The following is a 17,065-nucleotide window of genomic DNA, read 5'->3' on the forward strand; positions in this document are numbered from 1 at the left end:
GTCAGCCGCCGTTGGTCTGCCGCACCCCCTCGGCGAGCGCGTCGAACCGGTAGACGAAACCGCCCGCGGGTCCGCTGACCGTGACGTAGGCGTCGGTCGTACCGGGCCGGACGGCGAGGTTGGTGGCGGACGCGAGGTCACCGTCCTTCTCGGGCACGGTGATGGTGGCCTTGTGCGTCCCGTCGGGACCGTAGACGAGGATCTTCGGCTCGCCGTGCACGCCCTGGTAGACGTTCCCGTCGGCGTCGACGGCGTTCGAGTCGGTCTGGCTGGTGCCGCCGTCGACGTACATCGCGGTGTGCCCGGCGGTCACGGCGGTCCGCTCGGCGTTCAGCGTGAGTCGGTCGATCCGGTTCGCGTCGACATGGCTCAACCACAGGGCGCCGCCGCCCGAGTCGAAGGAGATCCCGTTGGGGTTGGGCTGGCGGTCGGCCAGCACGGTTCCTTCGCCGGTGCCGGCGTCGAAGCGCAGCACACGGCCGGACGGCTCGGCGTCCGGGTAGGTCGTGTACTGCGCGTCGGTGACGAACATGTTCCCCGCCTCGTCGAACGTGAGGTCGTCGGGCTGCATCGTCCGTCCGTCGACCGGACCTTCCGCGACCACCCGGGGGTCGCCGCCCTCAGGGGTGACGCTCACGATCCTGCCGCCGACGTAGTCGGTGAGGTAGAGCCGCCCGTCGACGGGGCTGAACTGCGCGGAGGTGAACGCGCTCTGCTCGTCGGTGTAGAAGGTCTCCTTGCGCTGCGTGTCGAGGTCGACGGCCACCACCTTCGGCCCGCCCGCCGGCGCCGTGACGTCCACGAGGTAGAGGCGGCCGTCGTCCCCGAAGGTCGGCCCCTCCAGCAAGGTCATTCCCGTGGCCTCGTGCACGGTGCTGACCTGCAGCACCCGGTCCGCGGTCCGCTCCTTCACCGGTCCGCCCTTCGCCTGTACGTGCTGTGCGGCCGGCTGAGCCGGGGTCGCCGCAGCCGACGCGCACCCCGCCAGGGCCAGCAACGGCACGGCGGCGATCCAAGCGCCGGCGCCGCGGCGCCTCGTCGTCGCGCGGGTCATGCCGTCACCCCCGTCGTCGCTGCGTCCGTCGTGCCGTCGGAGCCCACCAGGACGTCGCTCATGCCGCCCTCGCGCCATGCAGCGAGGAGGCGGTGGAACGCCACCGGGCCGGGGCTGTACGACGTCGGCGCCGCACGCCGCGTCCCCTCGCCGTTGTAGTAGCCCGGCGTGCACTCGGCGAGGAACGTGGAGTTGTCGACCGCGACGTCCACGATGGTGTCGCACCAGGCCTGCTCTGCCTCGCGCGTGGGCTCGACGCAGCGGGCGCCGGTCTTGGCCGCGCGCGCGAGGACGGCCGCGATGTGGTCGGCCTGCTCGGACAGGATGTGCACGAAGTTCACGGAGTTGGCGTTCTGCATCGCCCCGAGGTGGAACAGGTTGGGGAAGCCGTGGGAGCAGAAGCCGTGCAGGGTGCGCGGGCCTCGTGACCAGGCTTCGAGCAGCGTGGTGCCGCCGCGGCCGTGCACCGGCAGGGTGCCCGAGACGACCCCGGAGACGCCAACCTCGAACCCCGTGGCGAAGACGACGCAGTCCACCTCGTACTCGATGTCCCCCACCACGACGCCGGTCTCGGTCATCCGGGTGATGCCGCCGTGGTCGGCGGTCTCCACAAGGGTCACGTCGTCGCGGTTGAACGCCTGCAGGTACTGGTCGGAGAACCCGGGCCGCTTGCACATGTACCGATACCAGGGCTTGAGCGCCTCGGCCGTCGCGGGGTCCTCGACGACCTCGTCCACGCGGGCACGGATCTGGTTCATCTTCGCAAAGTCGGCCAGCTCGTCGAGCCGCTCGCGCTCGGCCGGGTCGAGAGAGGTGTCCACCGCGCCGGTGATCATGTGGCGCTGGAGCCGCGCGGTCGACGTCCAGCCGTCCTGCGTGAGGTCCTCGTCCACCTCCTCGCCCGAGAGGATCGCGAGGAAGTTCTCCATCCGCTCCCGCTGCCAGCCGGGCTTGAGCGAGGCCGCCCACGCGGGGTCGGTGGGCCGGTTGTCGCGCACGTCGACCGACGACGGCGTGCGCTGCATGACGTACAGGTGCGCCGCGTCCCGGGCCAGGTGCGGGATCGCCTGCAGCCCGGTCGCGCCGGTGCCGACGACGGCCACCCGCTTGTCCGCGAGCCCGGTCATCCCGCCGTCGGCGTTCCCGCCGGTGTAGCCGTAGTCCCACCGGCTGGTGTGGAACGTGTGGCCGCGGAACTCCTCGATCCCCGGGATGCCCGGCAGCTTGGGCTGGGTCAGCGTGCCGGAGGACACCACGACATACCGGGCGCGCATCGCGTCGCCGCGGTCGGTGCGCACCAGCCACTCCAGGGCGTCCTCGTCCCACGTGAGCTCCGTGACCCGGGTGTGGAAGACAGCGTCCCGGTACAGGCCGTACTGCTCGGCGATCCGCACCGCGTGCTGCCGGATCTCCTCGCCGGGGGCGTACCGCCACGACGGGACGTAGCCGGTCTCCTCGAGCAGCGGCATGTAGACGTACGACTCGATGTCGCAGTGGATCCCCGGGTAGCGGTTCCAGTACCAGGTGCCGCCGAAGTCCCCGGCCTCGTCCATCATGCGGATCGACTCGAACCCTGCCTCGCGCAGCCGCGCGCCGGTGAGCAGGCCGCCGAAGCCGCCGCCCACGACCAGGACCTCGACCCGGTCGGTCAGCGGCTCGCGCTCGGTGCGCGGCGTGTACGGGTCCTTCGCGTAGTACCCGAACTCTCCCGCGGCGCGGACGTACTGCGCCAGACCGTCCGGCCGGATCCGACGATCACGTTCGGTGCGGTACTTCTCGCGCAGGGCGTCTGGATCGATCCCGAGCTCGGCAGCGAGCTCGGTCGTACTCACGGTTCCGGTCACGGAGCATGCCTTTCGTCGGACGGGTGGGATCGCCCGGGCGCACGGGCGCCGCAGGCAACACTAACCGTACACGGATGTACGTTTTCACCTCCCGGGAGACGGGCTCCACGTCCGACCGATGGCTACCCTCCATGGCATGGCGACACCTCAGCGACGCGACGCCGCACGCAACCGCGAGCGCCTCATCGACGCCGCCCGACGCACCTTCACGACCCTCGGGCCGCACGCCCCGCTCGAGGAGGTCGCCCGGACCGCCGGCGTGAGCCGCACGACGCTGCACCGGCACTTCCAGGACCGGCAGGACCTGGTGGCCACCGTGCTGGAGGAGAACGTCACGGACATCACGGCCCGCGCCGCAGCTCTCACCGACGCCGACGACGGCCTCGAGCAGCTGTTCCACTACCTGCTCGACGTCCAGAGGGAGGCACCGTGGCTGACATACGTCCTCGCGACCGACAGCACCCCGACCAGGACTCGAGAGCTCGCCGACCGCACGGCCGCGGCGCTCCGACCGCTGGTGGCCCGCGCCCGGTCTCGGGAGATCCTCCGCCCGGGCCTCGACACGCAGGACCTGCTCCTCGCCCTGCCGATGGCGATGGCCGCACAGGCGGCGACAGAGCACCCCGCCGGATTCCTCGGTGCGGACCACGTGCGGTCGATCCTGCATCGCGGGCTGTTCACGACCGATCCGCCACAACGGGGGCTGCTGCACGGATAGGCGCCACGCGATCTGTAGTGCTTCGACCGCCTCTCGATACGAAACCGAAGCAGGGCGGCGCGATGGTGCGGCCGCACTTGCGGCCAGATCGGTCTCCGCGTCTCCGCAGGTCAGGACGAGGGCGATACCGGAATCTGACGTCCCGACGGTGGGCCAATCATCACCGCAGTTCAGAACGTTGCGGGTTGGCCCACAGCGCTCACGACGAAGGCCCCCTGATCAGCTTTCCGCTGGTCAGGGGGCCTTCTGCGTCGGGTGGGCGATACTGGGTTCGAACCAGTGACCTCTTCGGTGTGAACGAAGCGCGCTACCACTGCGCCAATCGCCCGGTGCGTGGACGATATTAGCCACAGAACGGGCGTCGACTCAAACCAGCACGCCGCGCGCAGCGCTCAGGGGTCGAGGCGCTCGCGGCAGTGGCGCTCGAACAGCTCGCGCGCGGCGCGGGACACCTCGCCCACGGCGACGTCGGCGCCGTCGAGCCAGACGACGGGCTGCACGTTGCGGCCCGACGACGTGAGCGCCAGCTGCGCCGTCCCCCGCGTCACCTCGTCCAGGACGGTGAAGGGCAGCTCGCCCTCCTTGGCCTCCCGCACGGGCAGCCCCTCCTCCGCGCCCCACTCGAGCACGAGAGCGCGGGTGATGCCGGCGAGGCAGCCGGCGTCGAGCGTGGGGGTGACCAGCTCGCCGTCTCGCTCCACGAAGACGTTGGACCCGGTGCCCTCGCACAGATCACCCACCGTGTTCGGCAGGATCGACTCGTCGCCGCCCTTGCGCACGGCGTCCGCGAGCGCCACGACGTTCTCGGCGTACGACGTCGTCTTGAGCCCGGCGACGGCGGAGCGCTCGTTGCGCGGCCACGGAGAACGGGCCGAGCGCGACGTCGGCGCCATGGCCGAGTCCTGCACGGCGACGACGACGGTCTGCGGCGCCTCCACCCGCCCGGAGCCGAGCGGCCCGACCCCCGCGGTCACCGTGATGCGGAGCCGGCCGTCGAAGGGCCCGCCGGCCTGCACGGCCTGGGCGAGCACGGCGGCGACGCCGTCGCGCACCTTCTGCTCGTCCGGCGCGGCGAGGCCCAGCCCCTGCGCCGACCTTGCGAGACGTCGCAGGTGCCGCGTCAGCGCGAACGCCCGGCCGTCGAAGACCGTGCACGTCTCGAAGACGCCGTCCCCGACGGTGATGCCGTGGTCGACGGCGCTCAGCGCCGCCTCTCCCTGCCCGACGAGGCGGCCGTCCGCCCAGATCACCAGACTCATGGGGGCCAGTCTGCACCCCCGCGGCACCCGCGTCAGCGCCGCAGCACGAGGTGCGTCACCTCGGGCGTCACCCGGCCGCCGACGGCCTTCAGCGCGCGCTGCCCGACGCCGTCGAACAGTCGCACCCCCTCGACGTCCAGCACCACCGGGGCGATGTGCAGCCGCAGCTCGTCGATCTGGTCGGCGGCCAGGTACTGGTTGATCGTCGTCGCCCCGCCGGCGACGGACACGTCCCGGTCGCCCGCGGCCTCCCGGGCCCGGTCCAGCGCCTCCTGCGGGCCGCCGGTGACGAAGTGGAACGTGGTGCCGCCCTCCATCGCGAGGGGCTCCCGCTCGTGGTGGGTGAGCACGAAGACGGGCGCGTGGTACGGCGGGTCCTCGCCCCACCAGCCGCGCCAGCCCAGGTCCCAGTCCCCGCGGCCGGGGGTGAACATGTGGCGCCCCATGATGAACGCCCCGGCGGCGGTGATCGCCGCGCGCTCCGTCTGGTGGGCGGCCGCGTGCTCGAACATCCACGCGTGGAGCTGCTCCCCGCCGCCGACACCGTCGCCGAACGGCCGCTCGAGGGACTGATGGAGCCCGGCGGAGATGCCGTCGAGCGAGATCCCGATGTCGCACGTCACCTGTGTCATGCCGGTCTGACGGGCGCTGGGCCCGGGACTCATCGGTCGACGTCGTCCACCCCGTCGGCGGACGACGCGAGCCCGACCAGCCGGGACGCCTTGAGCTCCGTCTCGTCCCACTCCCGGGCGGGGTCGCTCCCCCACGTGATGCCCGCGCCGGTGCCGAACCGCAGCCGGCCCCCGCCGGGTCCGTCGGCCCACCAGAACGTGCGGATCCCCACGGCGAGCTCCGCGCGGCCGGCGTCGCCGTCCACCCACCCGACGGCGCCGCAGTACGGACCCCGCGCTTCCGGCTCCAGCTCCGCGACGAGGCGCAGGGCGGACGACTTCGGCGCGCCGGAGACCGACCCGGGCGGGAAGGTCGCCTCCAGCGCCCGGCCCCACCGGACCGCGCCGTCGGCCGAGGCCCGGAGCTCGCCGCGCACGCGCGAGACGAGGTGGACCAGCCCGGGGTGCTCCTCCACCGCGAGGAGGTCGGTCACCTCCACGGTGCCGGGGCGGCACACGCGCTGCAGGTCGTTGCGCACGAGGTCGGTGATCATCACGTTCTCGGCGCGGTCCTTCGCGGTGAGCCCCGCGGGCGTGCGGGCGGTGCCCTTGATCGGCCCCGACGCCAGCGACGACGGGCCGTCCGGGCCGTCGTCGAGCGACAGGTACAGCTCGGGCGACGCGCTGACCACCCACACCGGGTCGAGCCCGCTCGACGCCGGGACGTGCACGGCCGCGCCGTACGGGGCGGGGTTGCCGGCCGCGAGCCGCGCGGCGAGCGCCGCCGCGTCGGGCTCGACGACGACGCCGTCGTCACCCGTCGTGGCGGGCAGCGGGGCCGTCAGGACGCGGCAGACGTTGACCTGGTAGACGTCGCCTCGCCGCACGCGCTCCCGCACGGTCGCGACGGCGCGCACGTACTCCTCCCGGCCGAGCGACGTGCGCCAGGCCGACGGCGCCGGGCCATGCCATCCGGCCACCACGGTGTCCCCTGCGGCGGGGGCCGGCCCGACCTCGGCGAACCGCCACGCGCGGGCCCGGCCGCCGTCGCGCGCCGCCCCGTCGCGGCCGAGACCGGCCTCGAAGTCGACGACGACGAACCACAGGCCCTCGTCGAGGCGCTCCGGGTGCTCGGCGAGGTCGACGCACTCGACGGCGCGCGTGGCGCGGCGGCCGGCGAAGGTGGCCCAGGAGGTCGGCTCGTGCACACGAGCACGCTAGTGGGTCGCGCGCGGGACACCCCGGGGAGGCGATTGGACGGACCGGCAGGGGTCCACTAATGTTTGGGGCGCGCCAGAACGGCGGGCACCGCAGGGTGTCCAGGTTCTCTGGTCGCGCGGATGTGGCTCAGTTGGTAGAGCATCACCTTGCCAAGGTGAGGGTCGCGGGTTCGAATCCCGTCATCCGCTCGGAGGCCCACTCTCTGATCGACTCGTCACGAGCATCGGGAGAGAGCACGTCTCAAGGTGGGTTGGCCGAGAGGCGAGGCAGCGGCCTGCAAAGCCGTATACACGGGTTCGAATCCCGTACCCACCTCGCAGCACGGGCGATTGGCGCAGCGGTAGCGCGCTTCCCTGACACGGAAGAGGTCACTGGTTCGATCCCAGTATCGCCCACCAGCATCACGAAGCCCCCTGACCGGGACCCAGTCAGGGGGCTTCGTCGTTCCGGAGTCCGCAGCGTCGCAGGTCACACGCCCGCGATTGGACCAGCGCGCCCCAGGTCAAGTAATGTTCCTCAGGCGCCGGGAGGCCGGGGGAAACCCCGAACACCCCTGCCGCGCGGATGTGGCTCAGTTGGTAGAGCATCACCTTGCCAAGGTGAGGGTCGCGGGTTCGAATCCCGTCATCCGCTCCACGCTCTGTGCGTCTCCCGTCCTCACGGACGGGGACACGCAGCAGCCGTACGGGCGATTGGCGCAGCGGTAGCGCGCTTCCCTGACACGGAAGAGGTCACTGGTTCGATCCCAGTATCGCCCACCAGCACGAGGCCGTCCCGGAACGCCGGGGCGGCCTTTCGTCGCCCCGGGCCGTCGCCGCCGTCACCGTCGCGGCGTAGCGTCGAGGGCATGTGCCGCAACATCACGACCCTGCGGGGGCTCGAGCCGCCCGCCACCGACCAGGAGATCCGGGCCGCCGCGGAGCAGTTCGTCCGCAAGGTGACGGGCGTCCAGCGCTCGGCGGGCGCCGCAACGCGCGAGCCGTGCGAGCAGGCCGAGGCCGAGATCGCGGCGATCGTCACCCGGCTGCTCGGCGAGCTCCCGGCCCGCCGGCAGCCGCCGAAGACCGTGCCGCCGCTGCGCCGCGCGGAGGTGCAGGCACGTATCGCCGAGCGCCAGGCCGCCCGCGAGGAGCACGAGCGGATGCACGAGCTCGGGATCGCCCACACCCACTAGGCTCGCCCGCGTGGATCGCCCTCCCCCTGAGCCCCTCGACGACCCCCTCGAGACCTCTCACGACCCGGTCTCCGCGACGATGCACCGCGCCAAGGCGCGCGCCCGGGCCTCGCACGTCACCGTGGGCCAGGTGCGGCACGCATCCGGCGGCGTGGTGGAGATCGACTGCTCGTGCGGGATGGTGCTCACCAACGGACCCGACTGGTCGCTCGACGAGCACATCCGCCTGCACCGCGCGGAAGCGCGCTACGTCGCGCTGAGCCGGGTGGCCCCCGCCGGGATGCCGCGGCTGGTCCCCGTCGGGGCGGACCGCCTGCCGCGCTGACAGCTCGCGGTCAGAGCTCGTCGGGGTCGTCCCAGGAGACGCCGCTCGACGCTCCCTCGATGGGCCCGAGCTCGGAGGCGGAGAGCGATGTCGGCGCCTTCGCCGCGTCTCCGCCCGATCGGGAGTCCCGGAACTGATCGTCCTGCGGGCGCCGCCGGGGTGCCAGCCTGGCCTGCGAGGCGATCGACTCGTCCAACCTGTCCACCGGCGCCTGGGGTTGTGGGCCTGTGTCGTGCTTGCTCATGGGCCCAGGTCTAGCAGCCGGCGGAGCTGAACGCCCGCGCTTGGCACACTTTTTCTCGGACGAAAGCTCCCGAGGCCCGTCCCCTCGACACGACCCGACCGCTCTCCGCACACTCGCTGCGAGCCTCCTCGGCGCGCGCCGCCCGGCCACCGGACGTCGGGCCGCGAAGGTCGGTGTCCGTGGCTAGAGTGTCGGCCGTGACCGCTGCCGATACAGGCCTCGCCGACAGGGCGGCACCAGGAACCCCACCACCCCTCCCCCGCTCGAGGGACCGGTGGCCGGGACCTCGTCCGTTCGTGTGGGCCCCCCGAGCCCACACGGTCGAGGTGGTGCTCCCCGGCACCGACGAGCGCTTCCCGCTGCGCCTCGTCGGCGCGCACGAGCCGGGTTACTGGCGCGCCGACCACGAGCTCGCCGTCGGCACCGACTACCTGTTCTCCGTCGACGGCGGCACGCCCGTCCCCGACCCGTGCAGCACCTGGATGCCGCACGGGGTGCACGGTCCGTCCCGGGTGTCCGACCCCGCGTACCCCTGGACCGACGACGCGTGGCGCGGGGCGGACCTCGGCCTGGGGGCCCTCCTGCGCGTCGACCTGCCCACGTTCACCCCGGAGGGCACGCTCGACGCGGCCACCGCCCGCCTGGCCGACGTCGCGGACACGGGCGTGGTCGGCGTCGAGCTCTCCCCCGTGGCGACGTTCGACCCCGCCCGCGGGCCGGCCGCGGGCGTCCGGCTCTTCGCCGTCCACGAGCCGTTCGGCGGCCCCGCGGCGCTCCAGCGGTTCGTCGACCGCGCGCACCGGCACGGACTCGCGGTGGTGCTCGACGCCCCGCACCGCTGGGCGGTCGCCGACGACCTCGGCCTGCACGCCTTCGGCCCCTACGCGACCGGGTCGCGCATCGGGCCGCGCACGGGTGCGCGGCCCGGCCCGGCGGGCTCGGACAGCCCCCGCATCAACCTCGACGGCAGCGGGAGCCGGGGGCCGCGCGACTTCCTGGTGGCCGACGCCGAACGGTGGATGCGCGAGTTCCACGTCGACGGCCTGCTCCTCGACGTGGAGGCCCTCGTCGACAGGTCGGCGGTGCCGTTCCTCGGGGAGCTCGCGGAGGACGTCCGCCGCCTCGGGGAGCAGCTCGGGCGCCGGGTCGCCCTCCTCGTGGACGGCCCGGGACGCAGCGACCGGCTCACCACGGTGGTGCACCACATCCTCGCCGCGCCCGGCGACGACGACCGCGCCCAGGACCTCCGCCGCCTCGCGCAGGAGGTGTTCCCGTCCGTCCCCGAGGCGTCGTGGCGGCCGCCCAGCCTGCGCCGCGCGCACCGCGCCGCCCAGCGCGCGGCCTCCGTGCTCGTGACCGACCTGACGCGGCTGCCGGCGGCGAACCGCTCCGTCCCGTGGACGCCGTCGCACGGGGACGGCCCGGGCGCGGACGGCGCCGTCAGCGACGACGACCGGGCCTGCCTGCTCACGTTCGCGATCCTCGCGGGGACGCCGCCCGTGCTCGACACCGAGCACGTGCCGGTGCCCGCGCGCGACCAGCGGTCGCGCCGCCTCGTCGACTGGACCCGGTCGCTGCTGGAGCTGCGGCCGGCCGCGTCGGCGGACCGGGACCGCGCCGTCGAGGTCCGCACCGAGGGCACGGCCCTCCTGGGGCGCCGCGGCCGCACCGCCGTCGCGCTCGCGACCGGCGCGGACCCCGCGACGCTCGACGTCTCCGCGCTGCCCGAGAGCACGCGGCTCGTCGCCGCCTGGGACCCGGCCGGGACGACCTACGAGGGCGGCACGCTGCGCCTGCCGCCCCGGTCGCCCGTCGTGCTGCACACGGGGCCGACCGACGGGTAGGTGCCCGCCGCCGGCCCGCGGCCCTCAGTCGGCGACCAGCCGGCGCCCCTCCTCGGCGAGCGCGCCCAGGCGCGACAGCGCCCGGAAGTACTTCTTGCGGTAGCCGCCGCGGAGCATCTCCTCCGTGAACAGCTGCTGCCCGGCGTCGCCCGCCAGCAGCACGGGCACGTCGCGGTCGTACAGGCGGTCCACGAGGACGACGAGGCGCAGCGCCACCTCCTGCCGGTGCACCGGCCGCACGCCCGTGAGGGCCACGAGCTCGACGCCGTCGAGCAGCGCGCCGTACCGGCTGGGGTGCACGGTGGCGAGGTGGGCGAGCAGGTCGTCGAACGTGTCGAGCACGGCGCCCGGGCGGGCGGCGGCGGTGCGGGCCACGACGTCAGCCGCCAGCGGGGCGGCCTCCGTGACCACGGCGCGGTGGCGGTAGTCCTCGCCGTCCACGCGCAGCACCTCGAAGCGCGACGAGAGGGCCTGGATCTCCCGCAGGAAGTCCTCGGCCGCGAACCGGCCCTCCCCCAGCGCGTCGGGCAGCGTGTTCGACGTGGCGGCGAGGGCGACGTCCCGGTCGGCGAGCTCGCGCAGCAGGCGCGACATCAGCACGGTGTCGCCCGGGTCGTCCAGCTCGAACTCGTCGATGCAGACCAGGCGGCGGGTGGCGAGCGCCTCCACCGTCGGGAGGAAGCCGAGGGCGCCCACGAGGTTCGTGTACTCGACGAACGTCCCGTAGGCGACCGATCCCTCGCCGAGCTCCTGTGTGACGGCGTGGGCCAGCGAGGTCAGCAGGTGCGTCTTGCCGACGCCGAAGCCGCCGTCCATGTACACGGCCGGGACCGCGCGGCGCTTGCCGAACAGCGACTTCAGCCGGGAGGCCGGCGGGGCCGTGATCTCGGCGGCGACCTCCTGCAGCCGTGCCGGCACCGTCGTCTGGCTCGGGTGCGCGGGGTCGGCGCGGTAGGTCGAGAAGCGGGCCTGCGCGAAGTGGCGCGGCGGCACGAGGTCGGCGAGCAGCCGGCCGGGCGAGACCGACGGACGCACCGCCGTGAGCGCCGGCCTCGTGCCGTCCGGGGCGGGGTCCTGGGGCGTCGCGGCCTGGTCCTGCGTGAGAGTCACGACCCCCAAGGCTACGCCGCGTCAGTACGCTGGCCGCTGTGAGATCTGCCACGACGCCGCTCGACCTGCTGGTCCCCGGACCGGAGCACCTGACCGCCGACCCCGCGGAGCCGCGACTCAGGGCGCTCTACGACGTGCCTCCCGGCGACGCCCCGCACGTGCGCGCCAACATGGTCAGCACGGTCGACGGCGGCGCCTGGGGGCCCGACCACCTGTCGGGGTCCATCAACGACGACGCCGACTGGCGCGTGTTCCGGGTGCTGCGGGCCATGGCGGACGTCGTGCTGGTCGGCGCCGGCACCGCCCGGCACGAGGGCTACACGGCGCTGGACCGGCCCGCGGGCGTCCCCGCCGCCTCCGACCGGCTGCTGGAGCTCGCGCTCGTCTCCCGGTCGGGCCGCGTGCCGCAGCAGCTCACGGACGGCGGACGCCCGCCCCTGGTCCTTACAGGGCGCTCCGGGGCGCAGGTCGCGGGCCGCACGCTGCCCTCCGACCGCGTCGTCGAGGTGCCCGGCGCCACGGACCCCGACGACGTGGACGTGCGCGCCGGACTCGCGGCGCTGGCCGCGCGGGGGCTGCGCGGTGTGCTGTGCGAGGGCGGGCCCACGCTGCTGGCCACGATGCTGGCGGACGGTCTCGTCGACGAGCTGTGCGTCACGACCAGCCCCTGCCTCGTGGGCCCCGGTCCGTCGCGCATCGTCGCCGCCACGCCGACGGCCGTGGGCGCCCCGCCCCCGGCCGCGGGCGTCCCCGCGGGCGCCGCGCCCGCACGGCTGGCGCACCTGCTGCACGCCCCCGAGGGCGGCACCCTGCTGGCCCGCTGGCTGCTGCACCGGGCCGGCCCGCCGGGACCGCCCCGCTGAGGCGCGCGTCACGACCACGCCCGGACCGGCCTCCTGACCTCGCGGTCGGCCCGCCGGATGACTACGGTGCAGGCATGCCGACGACCGTCGTCCTCACGGAGGACGCCCTCACCGACGCCGACGTGGCGCACATCCTGTCCCTGCACGAGGAGCAGTCCGAGCGCTACCGCGTGCTCGTCCCCTCCGACACCGACCGCAACGTGGTGGCCGCGATCATCGACCACCTGTGGGTGGGCGAGCTGCGCGAGGCCGGGCACGACCTCGTGGGCAGGGAGCCGACGCCCGACCAGGCGAAGGCGACCGCGGCCGAGCGGCTCGAGGCCTCTCTCGCCGCGCTCCGCGGCGCCGGCGCCGTCGCCGACGGCGAGGTCACCGAGGAGGACCCGCTGCCCGCGCTGAGCTCCGCCGTCGCCGCCGAGGGCGGACCGGGCGGCGTCGTGGACGTCGTCGTGGTCACCTACCCGCACGTGGTCGCGGACACGTTCCGCTCCGACTGGGCCTCCCGGGCCCGCGAGCACCTGCGCGCCCCCGTGCTGCACCTGTACGCCGGCACCAGCGAGATCGGCGACTGACAGCCACTGCGCGAGAGGCCGCGCCCCGACCAGGGGCGCGGCCTCTCCGCTCGGCGCAGGGTGCTCTCAGAAGCCGGTGCCGGTCGGCTCCGGGTACCACTGGCGGAACTTGCGCACCTGGTTGAGCTTGGCCGCCGCGACGTAGGCGCGGCGCTTCGGCCCGCCGTCGGCCGCCCAGTACGCGAGCGGGTGCGCGGTGTCCGGGGCGAGCCGCCGCACCGTCGCCCGCAGCTCCTCGTCGCGGACGTAGCGCAGCAGCAGGCTGGTGGGCAGGATCGAGTACAGCACCGCCCGCGACACGACGACCGGCTCCAGGGCCACGCCGTCCACGTGGTCGGCCACGACGAACCGCGCGACGTTGGCGCCCGCCGCGGTCACGTAGTAGTTGTTGCGGCCGATGCGCGGGTTGACCTCGAAGAACGCGAACCGCCCGTCCCGGGGGTCCACCTTGATGTCGAAGTTCGCGAACCCGCGGTAGCCGGTCTCGGCCAGGAACGCGCGCGCCTGGTCGAACATCGCGCCCAGGTCGCCCGTGATCATGGCCGCGGGGTTGCCGAGCCCGTTCGGCGTGTGCTCCTCGAGCAGCACGTGCGCGCCCGCCATGAGCGTGGCCTCGCCGTGCGCGTCGACGTACGCGGTGATGGAGCGCATCTGCGTGTCGTCGCCGGGCACCAGCTCCTGCGCCACGAACCTGCCGCGGAACCCTGCCTCCCGCAGGCGGCGCCACAGGTCGTCGAGCTCCGCCTGGGAGGCGATCTCGAACACCTTGCGCTTGCCCGGGAACTCGACGTCCTGGTAGTCGGCGCTGCTCGCCGCCTTCGCGATGAGCGGCCAGCCGACGTCCACCGGCACGGGCCGCCACGCCGGGTCGTCGGCGCCGGCGAAGTCCTGCACGATCGTGTGCGGCACGGCGATGCCGACCTTCTCGGCGAGCTCGGCGAACGTCGCCTTGTCGCTGATCCGGTCCAGCAGGTCCTCGTCGAGGAACGGCACGACGTAGCCGGCGGCCTCGAGCTCGTCGCGGTGCCGCACGACGGTGCGCACCAGCCAGTCCGAGTTCGCCAGGAGGATCAGGCGGCGTCCCGGGTCGGCCGCGAGCGTCTCGCCGGCCACCGTGAGCGCGGCGTCGACGAGCCCGCGCTCGTCGTGGCTGTCCGCGACCGTGACCGAGCGCAGGATGCGCGAGTCGGCGATCGGGCCGGGCACGAGGCCGGAGATGACGGTGGACGTCACCCCGTACCGCTCGTGGAACGCGCGGGCCAGGGCGTACACGCCGATGTCCCCGCCGAGCAGGACCGGCGCCAGCTCGGGCCGCGGCTCCGGGGCGTGCCCGCGGCTCACGCGCTCACCCGGCCCGACGACGCGGCGCCGTCCGGGGAGTTCGTGGCGTGCACGCGCCGCAGCTCCTCCAGCGGGTAGTGCTGCCGGTACTTGCGCCAGTGGTTGACCAGGGCCGTCAGTACGTACAGGCGGCGCCGGGGCGACGCGTCGGCCTTGTAGCGCAACGGGTGCACGGTGCGCCCCGACCGCATGAGCGCCACGACCCGGGCGCGCAGCGCCGGGTCGAGCACGTACCGCCGCAGCAGACCGTGCGGCACGACGGCGTAGAGCACCTCGCGGTCGGCGGTCACCGGCTCGCGCCGCACGCCGTGCACGACGTCGTCCACGAGCACCTCGGCGACGTTCTGGCCGCCCGCGGTGACGTAGAAGTTGTTGCGCCCGATCCGCGGGTTCTGCTCGAAGAACTTGAACACGCCGTCGCGGGGGTCGAGCTTGACGTCGAAGTTCGCGAACCCGCGCCAGCCGGTGTGCTCCAGGAGCTGCTGCGCGGCGTCGAGGATCGGGTCGATGCGCTCCACGATCATCGCGGACGGGTTGCCGCGGGTGGCGGGGGTCCGCTCCTCCAGCAGCACGTGCGCCGAGGCGCGCAGGGTCACGCGCCCGGCGCTGTCGGCGTACGCGGTCACGGACCGCATCTGGGTGTCGTCGCCCGGGATCATCTCCTGGACGAGGAAGCGCCCCCGGAACCCCGCCTCGCGCAGGGAGATCATCAGCCGGTCGAGCTCGGCCGGCGTGGCGATCTCGAAGATCTTCTTCTTCCCCGGGAACGTGACGCCGTGGTAGTCGGCGCTGCTCGCCGGCTTGGCGATCACCGGGAAGTCGAAGCCGACGGGCGCCGGCTCCCAGCCCGGGTCCCCCGCGCCCGCGAAGTCCTGGATCACCGTGGCCGGCGTCGGGATGCCGAGCTCGGCGCACGCGGCCGCGAACTCCGCCTTGTCGGAGATGCGGTCGATGAGGGCGGCGTCGGCGAACGGCACCACGTACCCCGCGCCCTCGAGCTCGGCCCGGTGGTGCACCAGGGTCTGCACGGCCCAGTCCATGTTGGTGAGCGCGACGAGCCGCTCGCCGGGCGCGCTCCGCGTCCGATCGGCGGCGACCTGCTGCAGGGTCGCGACGATCTGCTCGGGCTCGCTGCCCGACAGGACGACGTCGATGATGCTCGAGTGCGCGATCGGCCCGGGCTCCGCGAACGCGACCACGGTGGTGCGCACGCCGTACCGCTCGTGGAACGCGCGGGCGAGGGCGTACACGCCGATGTCGGAGCCGACGATGACGGGGCGGACCCCGGGCGCGGCCGCGGAGGCGGCCCCGCCCGGGCTGGTGGGGGTGCTCACGGGTGGAGTCATGCCTCCTGCTCGGCGCGGTCGCCCGACCACTCGGTGTGGAACGTGCCGTCGCGGTCGGTGCGGCGGTAGGTGTGGGCGCCGAAGAAGTCGCGCTGCGCCTGGATGAGCGCGGCGGGCAGGCGCTCGGCGCGCACCCCGTCGTAGTAGGCGAGCGACGACGAGAACGCCGGCGTGGGCACCCCGTTGAGGGCGGCCCGCGCGACGACGCGGCGCCAGGCCGCGAGGCCGTTCGCCACGGCCCCGGTGAAGTACTCGTCCGCGAGGAGCAGCGGCAGCTCGGCGTCGCGCTCGTAGGCCTCGGTGATCCGGTTGAGGAAGCGGGCGCGGATGATGCAGCCGCCCCGCCAGATCCGGGCCATGGCGCCGCGGTCGACGTCCCAGCCGTACTCGGCGGACGCCGCGGCGATCTGGTCGAAGCCCTGGGAGTAGGCGACCACCTTCGACGCGTACAGGGCGAGCCGCACGTCCTCGATGAAGGCGTCGCGGTCCGTGACGTCCCACGTGCCGGCGTCGGCGGGCAGGGCGGCGCGCCCGGCCTCGCGCTGCGGCACGGAGCCGGACAGGGCGCGGGCGAACGTGGCCTCGGCGATGCCCGTGATCGGCACGCCCAGGTCCAGGCCGTTCTGCACCGTCCAGCGGCCGGTGCCCTTCTGCTCGGCCTGGTCGAGCACGACGTCGACGAACGCGCTCCCGGTCGCGGCGTCGACGTGCTGCAGCACGTCCGCCGTGATCTCGATGAGGAACGACTCGAGGTCGCCGGTGTTCCAGTCGGCGAAGATCTGCCCGATCTCCGCGGCCGACGCGCCCAGGCCCTGCTTGAGCAGGTCGTAGGCCTCGGCGATGAGCTGCATGTCGGCGTACTCGATGCCGTTGTGCACCATCTTGACGAAGTGGCCGGCGCCGTCGGACCCGACGTAGGTGCAGCACGGGGTGCCGTCGACCTTCGCGGAGATGTCCTCGAGGATCGGGCCCAGGCTCGCGTAGGACTCGCGGGTGCCGCCGGGCATGATCGAGGGGCCGTTGAGGGCACCCTCCTCGCCGCCGGACACGCCGGTGCCCACGAAGTGCAGGCCCTTCGCGCTCAGCGCCTTCTCGCGGCGGATCGTGTCGGGGAAGTGCGCGTTGCCGGCGTCCACGACGATGTCGCCCGACTCCAGCAGAGGCACGAGCTCGTCGATGACGGCGTCGGTGGGGCCACCGGCCTTGACCATGACGACGACCTTGCGCGGCCGCTCGAGCGACGCGACGAAGTCGGCCATCGACTCGGACGGCACGAAGTCGCCCTCGGATCCGGCTTCGGCGATCAGCGACTCGGTCTTGGCGTACGACCGGTTGTGCACCGCGACCGTGTACCCGTGCCGCGCGAAGTTGCGGGCGAGGTTGCGGCCCATCACCGCAAGGCCGGTCACGCCGATCTGGGCACGAGCTGTCATCGTTTCCCTGCTTCCGTCGGTTCTCGGTTCGGTCGGGCGTCGGGCGGACGACGGCGGCGGACGCACGCGTGCCCCGGCCCGGGGAGCCGGGACCAGCCTAGTCGGC

16 protein-coding genes and 6 tRNA genes are annotated in these 17,065 nt (G+C 73.9%); 11 read left to right on the top strand and 11 right to left on the bottom strand.

The features are described from left to right. Position 1: 1 nt before the first annotated feature. The gene (locus tag ACQFYA_RS11740; RefSeq protein ID WP_499124301.1) at positions 2-1,054 is read right to left on the bottom strand and encodes an SMP-30/gluconolactonase/LRE family protein; all 1,053 of its coding nucleotides are present in this window, start codon (positions 1,052-1,054) and stop codon (positions 2-4) included. Beyond that, positions 1,051-2,886 (bottom strand): flavin-containing monooxygenase, encoded by a 1,836-nt coding sequence (locus ACQFYA_RS11745; protein ID WP_499124304.1) that lies wholly within the window; start codon positions 2,884-2,886, stop codon positions 1,051-1,053. Before ACQFYA_RS11745 ends, ACQFYA_RS11740 begins: the two co-directional genes overlap by 4 nt. Before the next feature lie 148 nt (positions 2,887-3,034). Between ACQFYA_RS11745 and ACQFYA_RS11750 the strand changes: the two genes are divergently transcribed. After that, on the top strand, positions 3,035-3,616 hold the full coding sequence (locus ACQFYA_RS11750) for a TetR/AcrR family transcriptional regulator (RefSeq protein WP_499124307.1): 582 nt from the start codon (positions 3,035-3,037) through the stop codon (positions 3,614-3,616). Between the two features lie 256 nt (positions 3,617-3,872). Here ACQFYA_RS11750 and ACQFYA_RS11755 read toward each other — a convergent pair. The 4 genes from ACQFYA_RS11755 to ACQFYA_RS11770 all read right to left on the bottom strand — a co-directional run bounded on the left by ACQFYA_RS11755 (position 3,873) and on the right by ACQFYA_RS11770 (position 6,694). Further along, positions 3,873-3,944, bottom strand: a tRNA-Val gene (locus tag ACQFYA_RS11755). A 64-nt stretch (positions 3,945-4,008) separates the two neighbouring features. Further along, positions 4,009-4,875, bottom strand: a complete 867-nt coding sequence (locus ACQFYA_RS11760) for an aminotransferase class IV (RefSeq protein WP_499124309.1) — start codon at positions 4,873-4,875, stop codon at positions 4,009-4,011. 32 nt (positions 4,876-4,907) lie between these two features. Next, positions 4,908-5,507 carry a dihydrofolate reductase family protein gene (locus tag ACQFYA_RS11765; RefSeq protein ID WP_499124312.1) on the bottom strand — a complete coding sequence of 200 codons (600 nt, stop codon included), beginning with the start codon at positions 5,505-5,507 and terminating at the stop codon, positions 4,908-4,910. A gap of 29 nt (positions 5,508-5,536) precedes the next feature. Next, on the bottom strand, positions 5,537-6,694 hold the full coding sequence (locus tag ACQFYA_RS11770; protein WP_499124314.1) for a chorismate-binding protein: 1,158 nt from the start codon (positions 6,692-6,694) through the stop codon (positions 5,537-5,539). 128 nt (positions 6,695-6,822) lie between these two features. On the opposite strand from ACQFYA_RS11770, the gene ACQFYA_RS11775 reads away from it, so the two are divergent. From ACQFYA_RS11775 to ACQFYA_RS11805, 7 genes are all read left to right on the top strand, one after another. Further along, positions 6,823-6,895 (top strand) — tRNA-Gly (locus tag ACQFYA_RS11775). A gap of 56 nt (positions 6,896-6,951) precedes the next feature. Beyond that, a tRNA-Cys gene (locus ACQFYA_RS11780) sits at positions 6,952-7,022 on the top strand. Between the two features lie 8 nt (positions 7,023-7,030). Continuing rightward, positions 7,031-7,105, top strand: a tRNA-Val gene (locus tag ACQFYA_RS11785). A gap of 162 nt (positions 7,106-7,267) precedes the next feature. Then, positions 7,268-7,343 (top strand) — tRNA-Gly (locus ACQFYA_RS11790). Between the two features lie 50 nt (positions 7,344-7,393). Further along, a tRNA-Val gene (locus ACQFYA_RS11795) sits at positions 7,394-7,468 on the top strand. 86 nt (positions 7,469-7,554) lie between these two features. Beyond that, the gene (locus tag ACQFYA_RS11800) at positions 7,555-7,881 is read left to right on the top strand and encodes a DUF2277 domain-containing protein (RefSeq protein ID WP_499124317.1); all 327 of its coding nucleotides are present in this window, start codon (positions 7,555-7,557) and stop codon (positions 7,879-7,881) included. Between the two features lie 79 nt (positions 7,882-7,960). Continuing rightward, on the top strand, positions 7,961-8,206 hold the full coding sequence (locus ACQFYA_RS11805; protein ID WP_499127511.1) for a hypothetical protein: 246 nt from the start codon (positions 7,961-7,963) through the stop codon (positions 8,204-8,206). Between the two features lie 10 nt (positions 8,207-8,216). Here ACQFYA_RS11805 and ACQFYA_RS11810 read toward each other — a convergent pair whose 3' ends face one another. Beyond that, positions 8,217-8,450, bottom strand: a complete 234-nt coding sequence (locus ACQFYA_RS11810; RefSeq protein ID WP_499124320.1) for a hypothetical protein — start codon at positions 8,448-8,450, stop codon at positions 8,217-8,219. Between the two features lie 296 nt (positions 8,451-8,746). Between ACQFYA_RS11810 and ACQFYA_RS11815 the strand changes: the two genes are divergently transcribed. Further along, a complete protein-coding gene (locus tag ACQFYA_RS11815) occupies positions 8,747-10,294 on the top strand; it encodes an alpha-amylase family protein (RefSeq protein ID WP_499124322.1) in 1,548 nt (515 codons plus the stop codon). A 24-nt stretch (positions 10,295-10,318) separates the two neighbouring features. Here ACQFYA_RS11815 and zapE read toward each other — a convergent pair whose 3' ends face one another. Next, positions 10,319-11,404 carry a cell division protein ZapE gene (gene zapE / locus ACQFYA_RS11820; RefSeq protein WP_499124324.1) on the bottom strand — a complete coding sequence of 362 codons (1,086 nt, stop codon included), beginning with the start codon at positions 11,402-11,404 and terminating at the stop codon, positions 10,319-10,321. A 38-nt stretch (positions 11,405-11,442) separates the two neighbouring features. Here zapE and ACQFYA_RS11825 point away from each other — a divergent pair, with 38 nt between their 5' ends. Both ACQFYA_RS11825 and ACQFYA_RS11830 read left to right on the top strand, forming a co-directional pair. Beyond that, a complete protein-coding gene (locus ACQFYA_RS11825; RefSeq protein ID WP_499124325.1) occupies positions 11,443-12,267 on the top strand; it encodes a dihydrofolate reductase family protein in 825 nt (274 codons plus the stop codon). A 74-nt stretch (positions 12,268-12,341) separates the two neighbouring features. Beyond that, a complete protein-coding gene (locus ACQFYA_RS11830) occupies positions 12,342-12,839 on the top strand; it encodes a hypothetical protein (protein WP_499124327.1) in 498 nt (165 codons plus the stop codon). A 66-nt stretch (positions 12,840-12,905) separates the two neighbouring features. Here the strand turns inward: ACQFYA_RS11830 and ACQFYA_RS11835 are convergent, their stop codons facing one another. Genes ACQFYA_RS11835 through gnd form a run of 3 tightly spaced genes read right to left on the bottom strand, consistent with a single transcriptional unit; the run spans position 12,906 to position 16,959 of the window. Continuing rightward, positions 12,906-14,180, bottom strand: a complete 1,275-nt coding sequence (locus ACQFYA_RS11835; protein ID WP_499124328.1) for a carboxylate--amine ligase — start codon at positions 14,178-14,180, stop codon at positions 12,906-12,908. Next, positions 14,177-15,526, bottom strand: coding sequence for a carboxylate--amine ligase (locus ACQFYA_RS11840; protein ID WP_499124330.1), 1,350 nt, complete (start codon positions 15,524-15,526; stop codon positions 14,177-14,179). Before ACQFYA_RS11840 ends, ACQFYA_RS11835 begins: the two co-directional genes overlap by 4 nt. Further along, positions 15,523-16,959, bottom strand: coding sequence for an NADP-dependent phosphogluconate dehydrogenase (gene gnd / locus ACQFYA_RS11845; RefSeq protein ID WP_499124332.1), 1,437 nt, complete (start codon positions 16,957-16,959; stop codon positions 15,523-15,525). Before gnd ends, ACQFYA_RS11840 begins: the two co-directional genes overlap by 4 nt. Positions 16,960-17,065 lie beyond the last annotated feature (106 nt).

Origin of the sequence: Promicromonospora sp. Marseille-Q5078, assembly GCF_050315395.1 — a bacterium.
Classification (GTDB): Bacteria; Actinomycetota; Actinomycetes; order Actinomycetales; family Cellulomonadaceae; genus Isoptericola.

Coding starts and splice junctions, on each gene's coding strand:
- ACQFYA_RS11740 (WP_499124301.1), bottom strand. CDS start 1,054: ATGACCCGCGCGACGACGAGGCGCCGCGGCGCCGGCGCTTGGATCGCC.
- ACQFYA_RS11750 (WP_499124307.1), top strand. CDS start 3,035: ATGGCGACACCTCAGCGACGCGACGCCGCACGCAACCGCGAGCGCCTC.
- ACQFYA_RS11760 (WP_499124309.1), bottom strand. CDS start 4,875: ATGAGTCTGGTGATCTGGGCGGACGGCCGCCTCGTCGGGCAGGGAGAG.
- ACQFYA_RS11765 (WP_499124312.1), bottom strand. CDS start 5,507: ATGACACAGGTGACGTGCGACATCGGGATCTCGCTCGACGGCATCTCC.
- ACQFYA_RS11800 (WP_499124317.1), top strand. CDS start 7,555: ATGTGCCGCAACATCACGACCCTGCGGGGGCTCGAGCCGCCCGCCACC.
- ACQFYA_RS11805 (WP_499127511.1), top strand. CDS start 7,961: ATGCACCGCGCCAAGGCGCGCGCCCGGGCCTCGCACGTCACCGTGGGC.
- ACQFYA_RS11810 (WP_499124320.1), bottom strand. CDS start 8,450: ATGAGCAAGCACGACACAGGCCCACAACCCCAGGCGCCGGTGGACAGG.
- ACQFYA_RS11830 (WP_499124327.1), top strand. CDS start 12,342: ATGCCGACGACCGTCGTCCTCACGGAGGACGCCCTCACCGACGCCGAC.
- ACQFYA_RS11840 (WP_499124330.1), bottom strand. CDS start 15,526: ATGACTCCACCCGTGAGCACCCCCACCAGCCCGGGCGGGGCCGCCTCC.
- gnd (WP_499124332.1), bottom strand. CDS start 16,959: ATGACAGCTCGTGCCCAGATCGGCGTGACCGGCCTTGCGGTGATGGGC.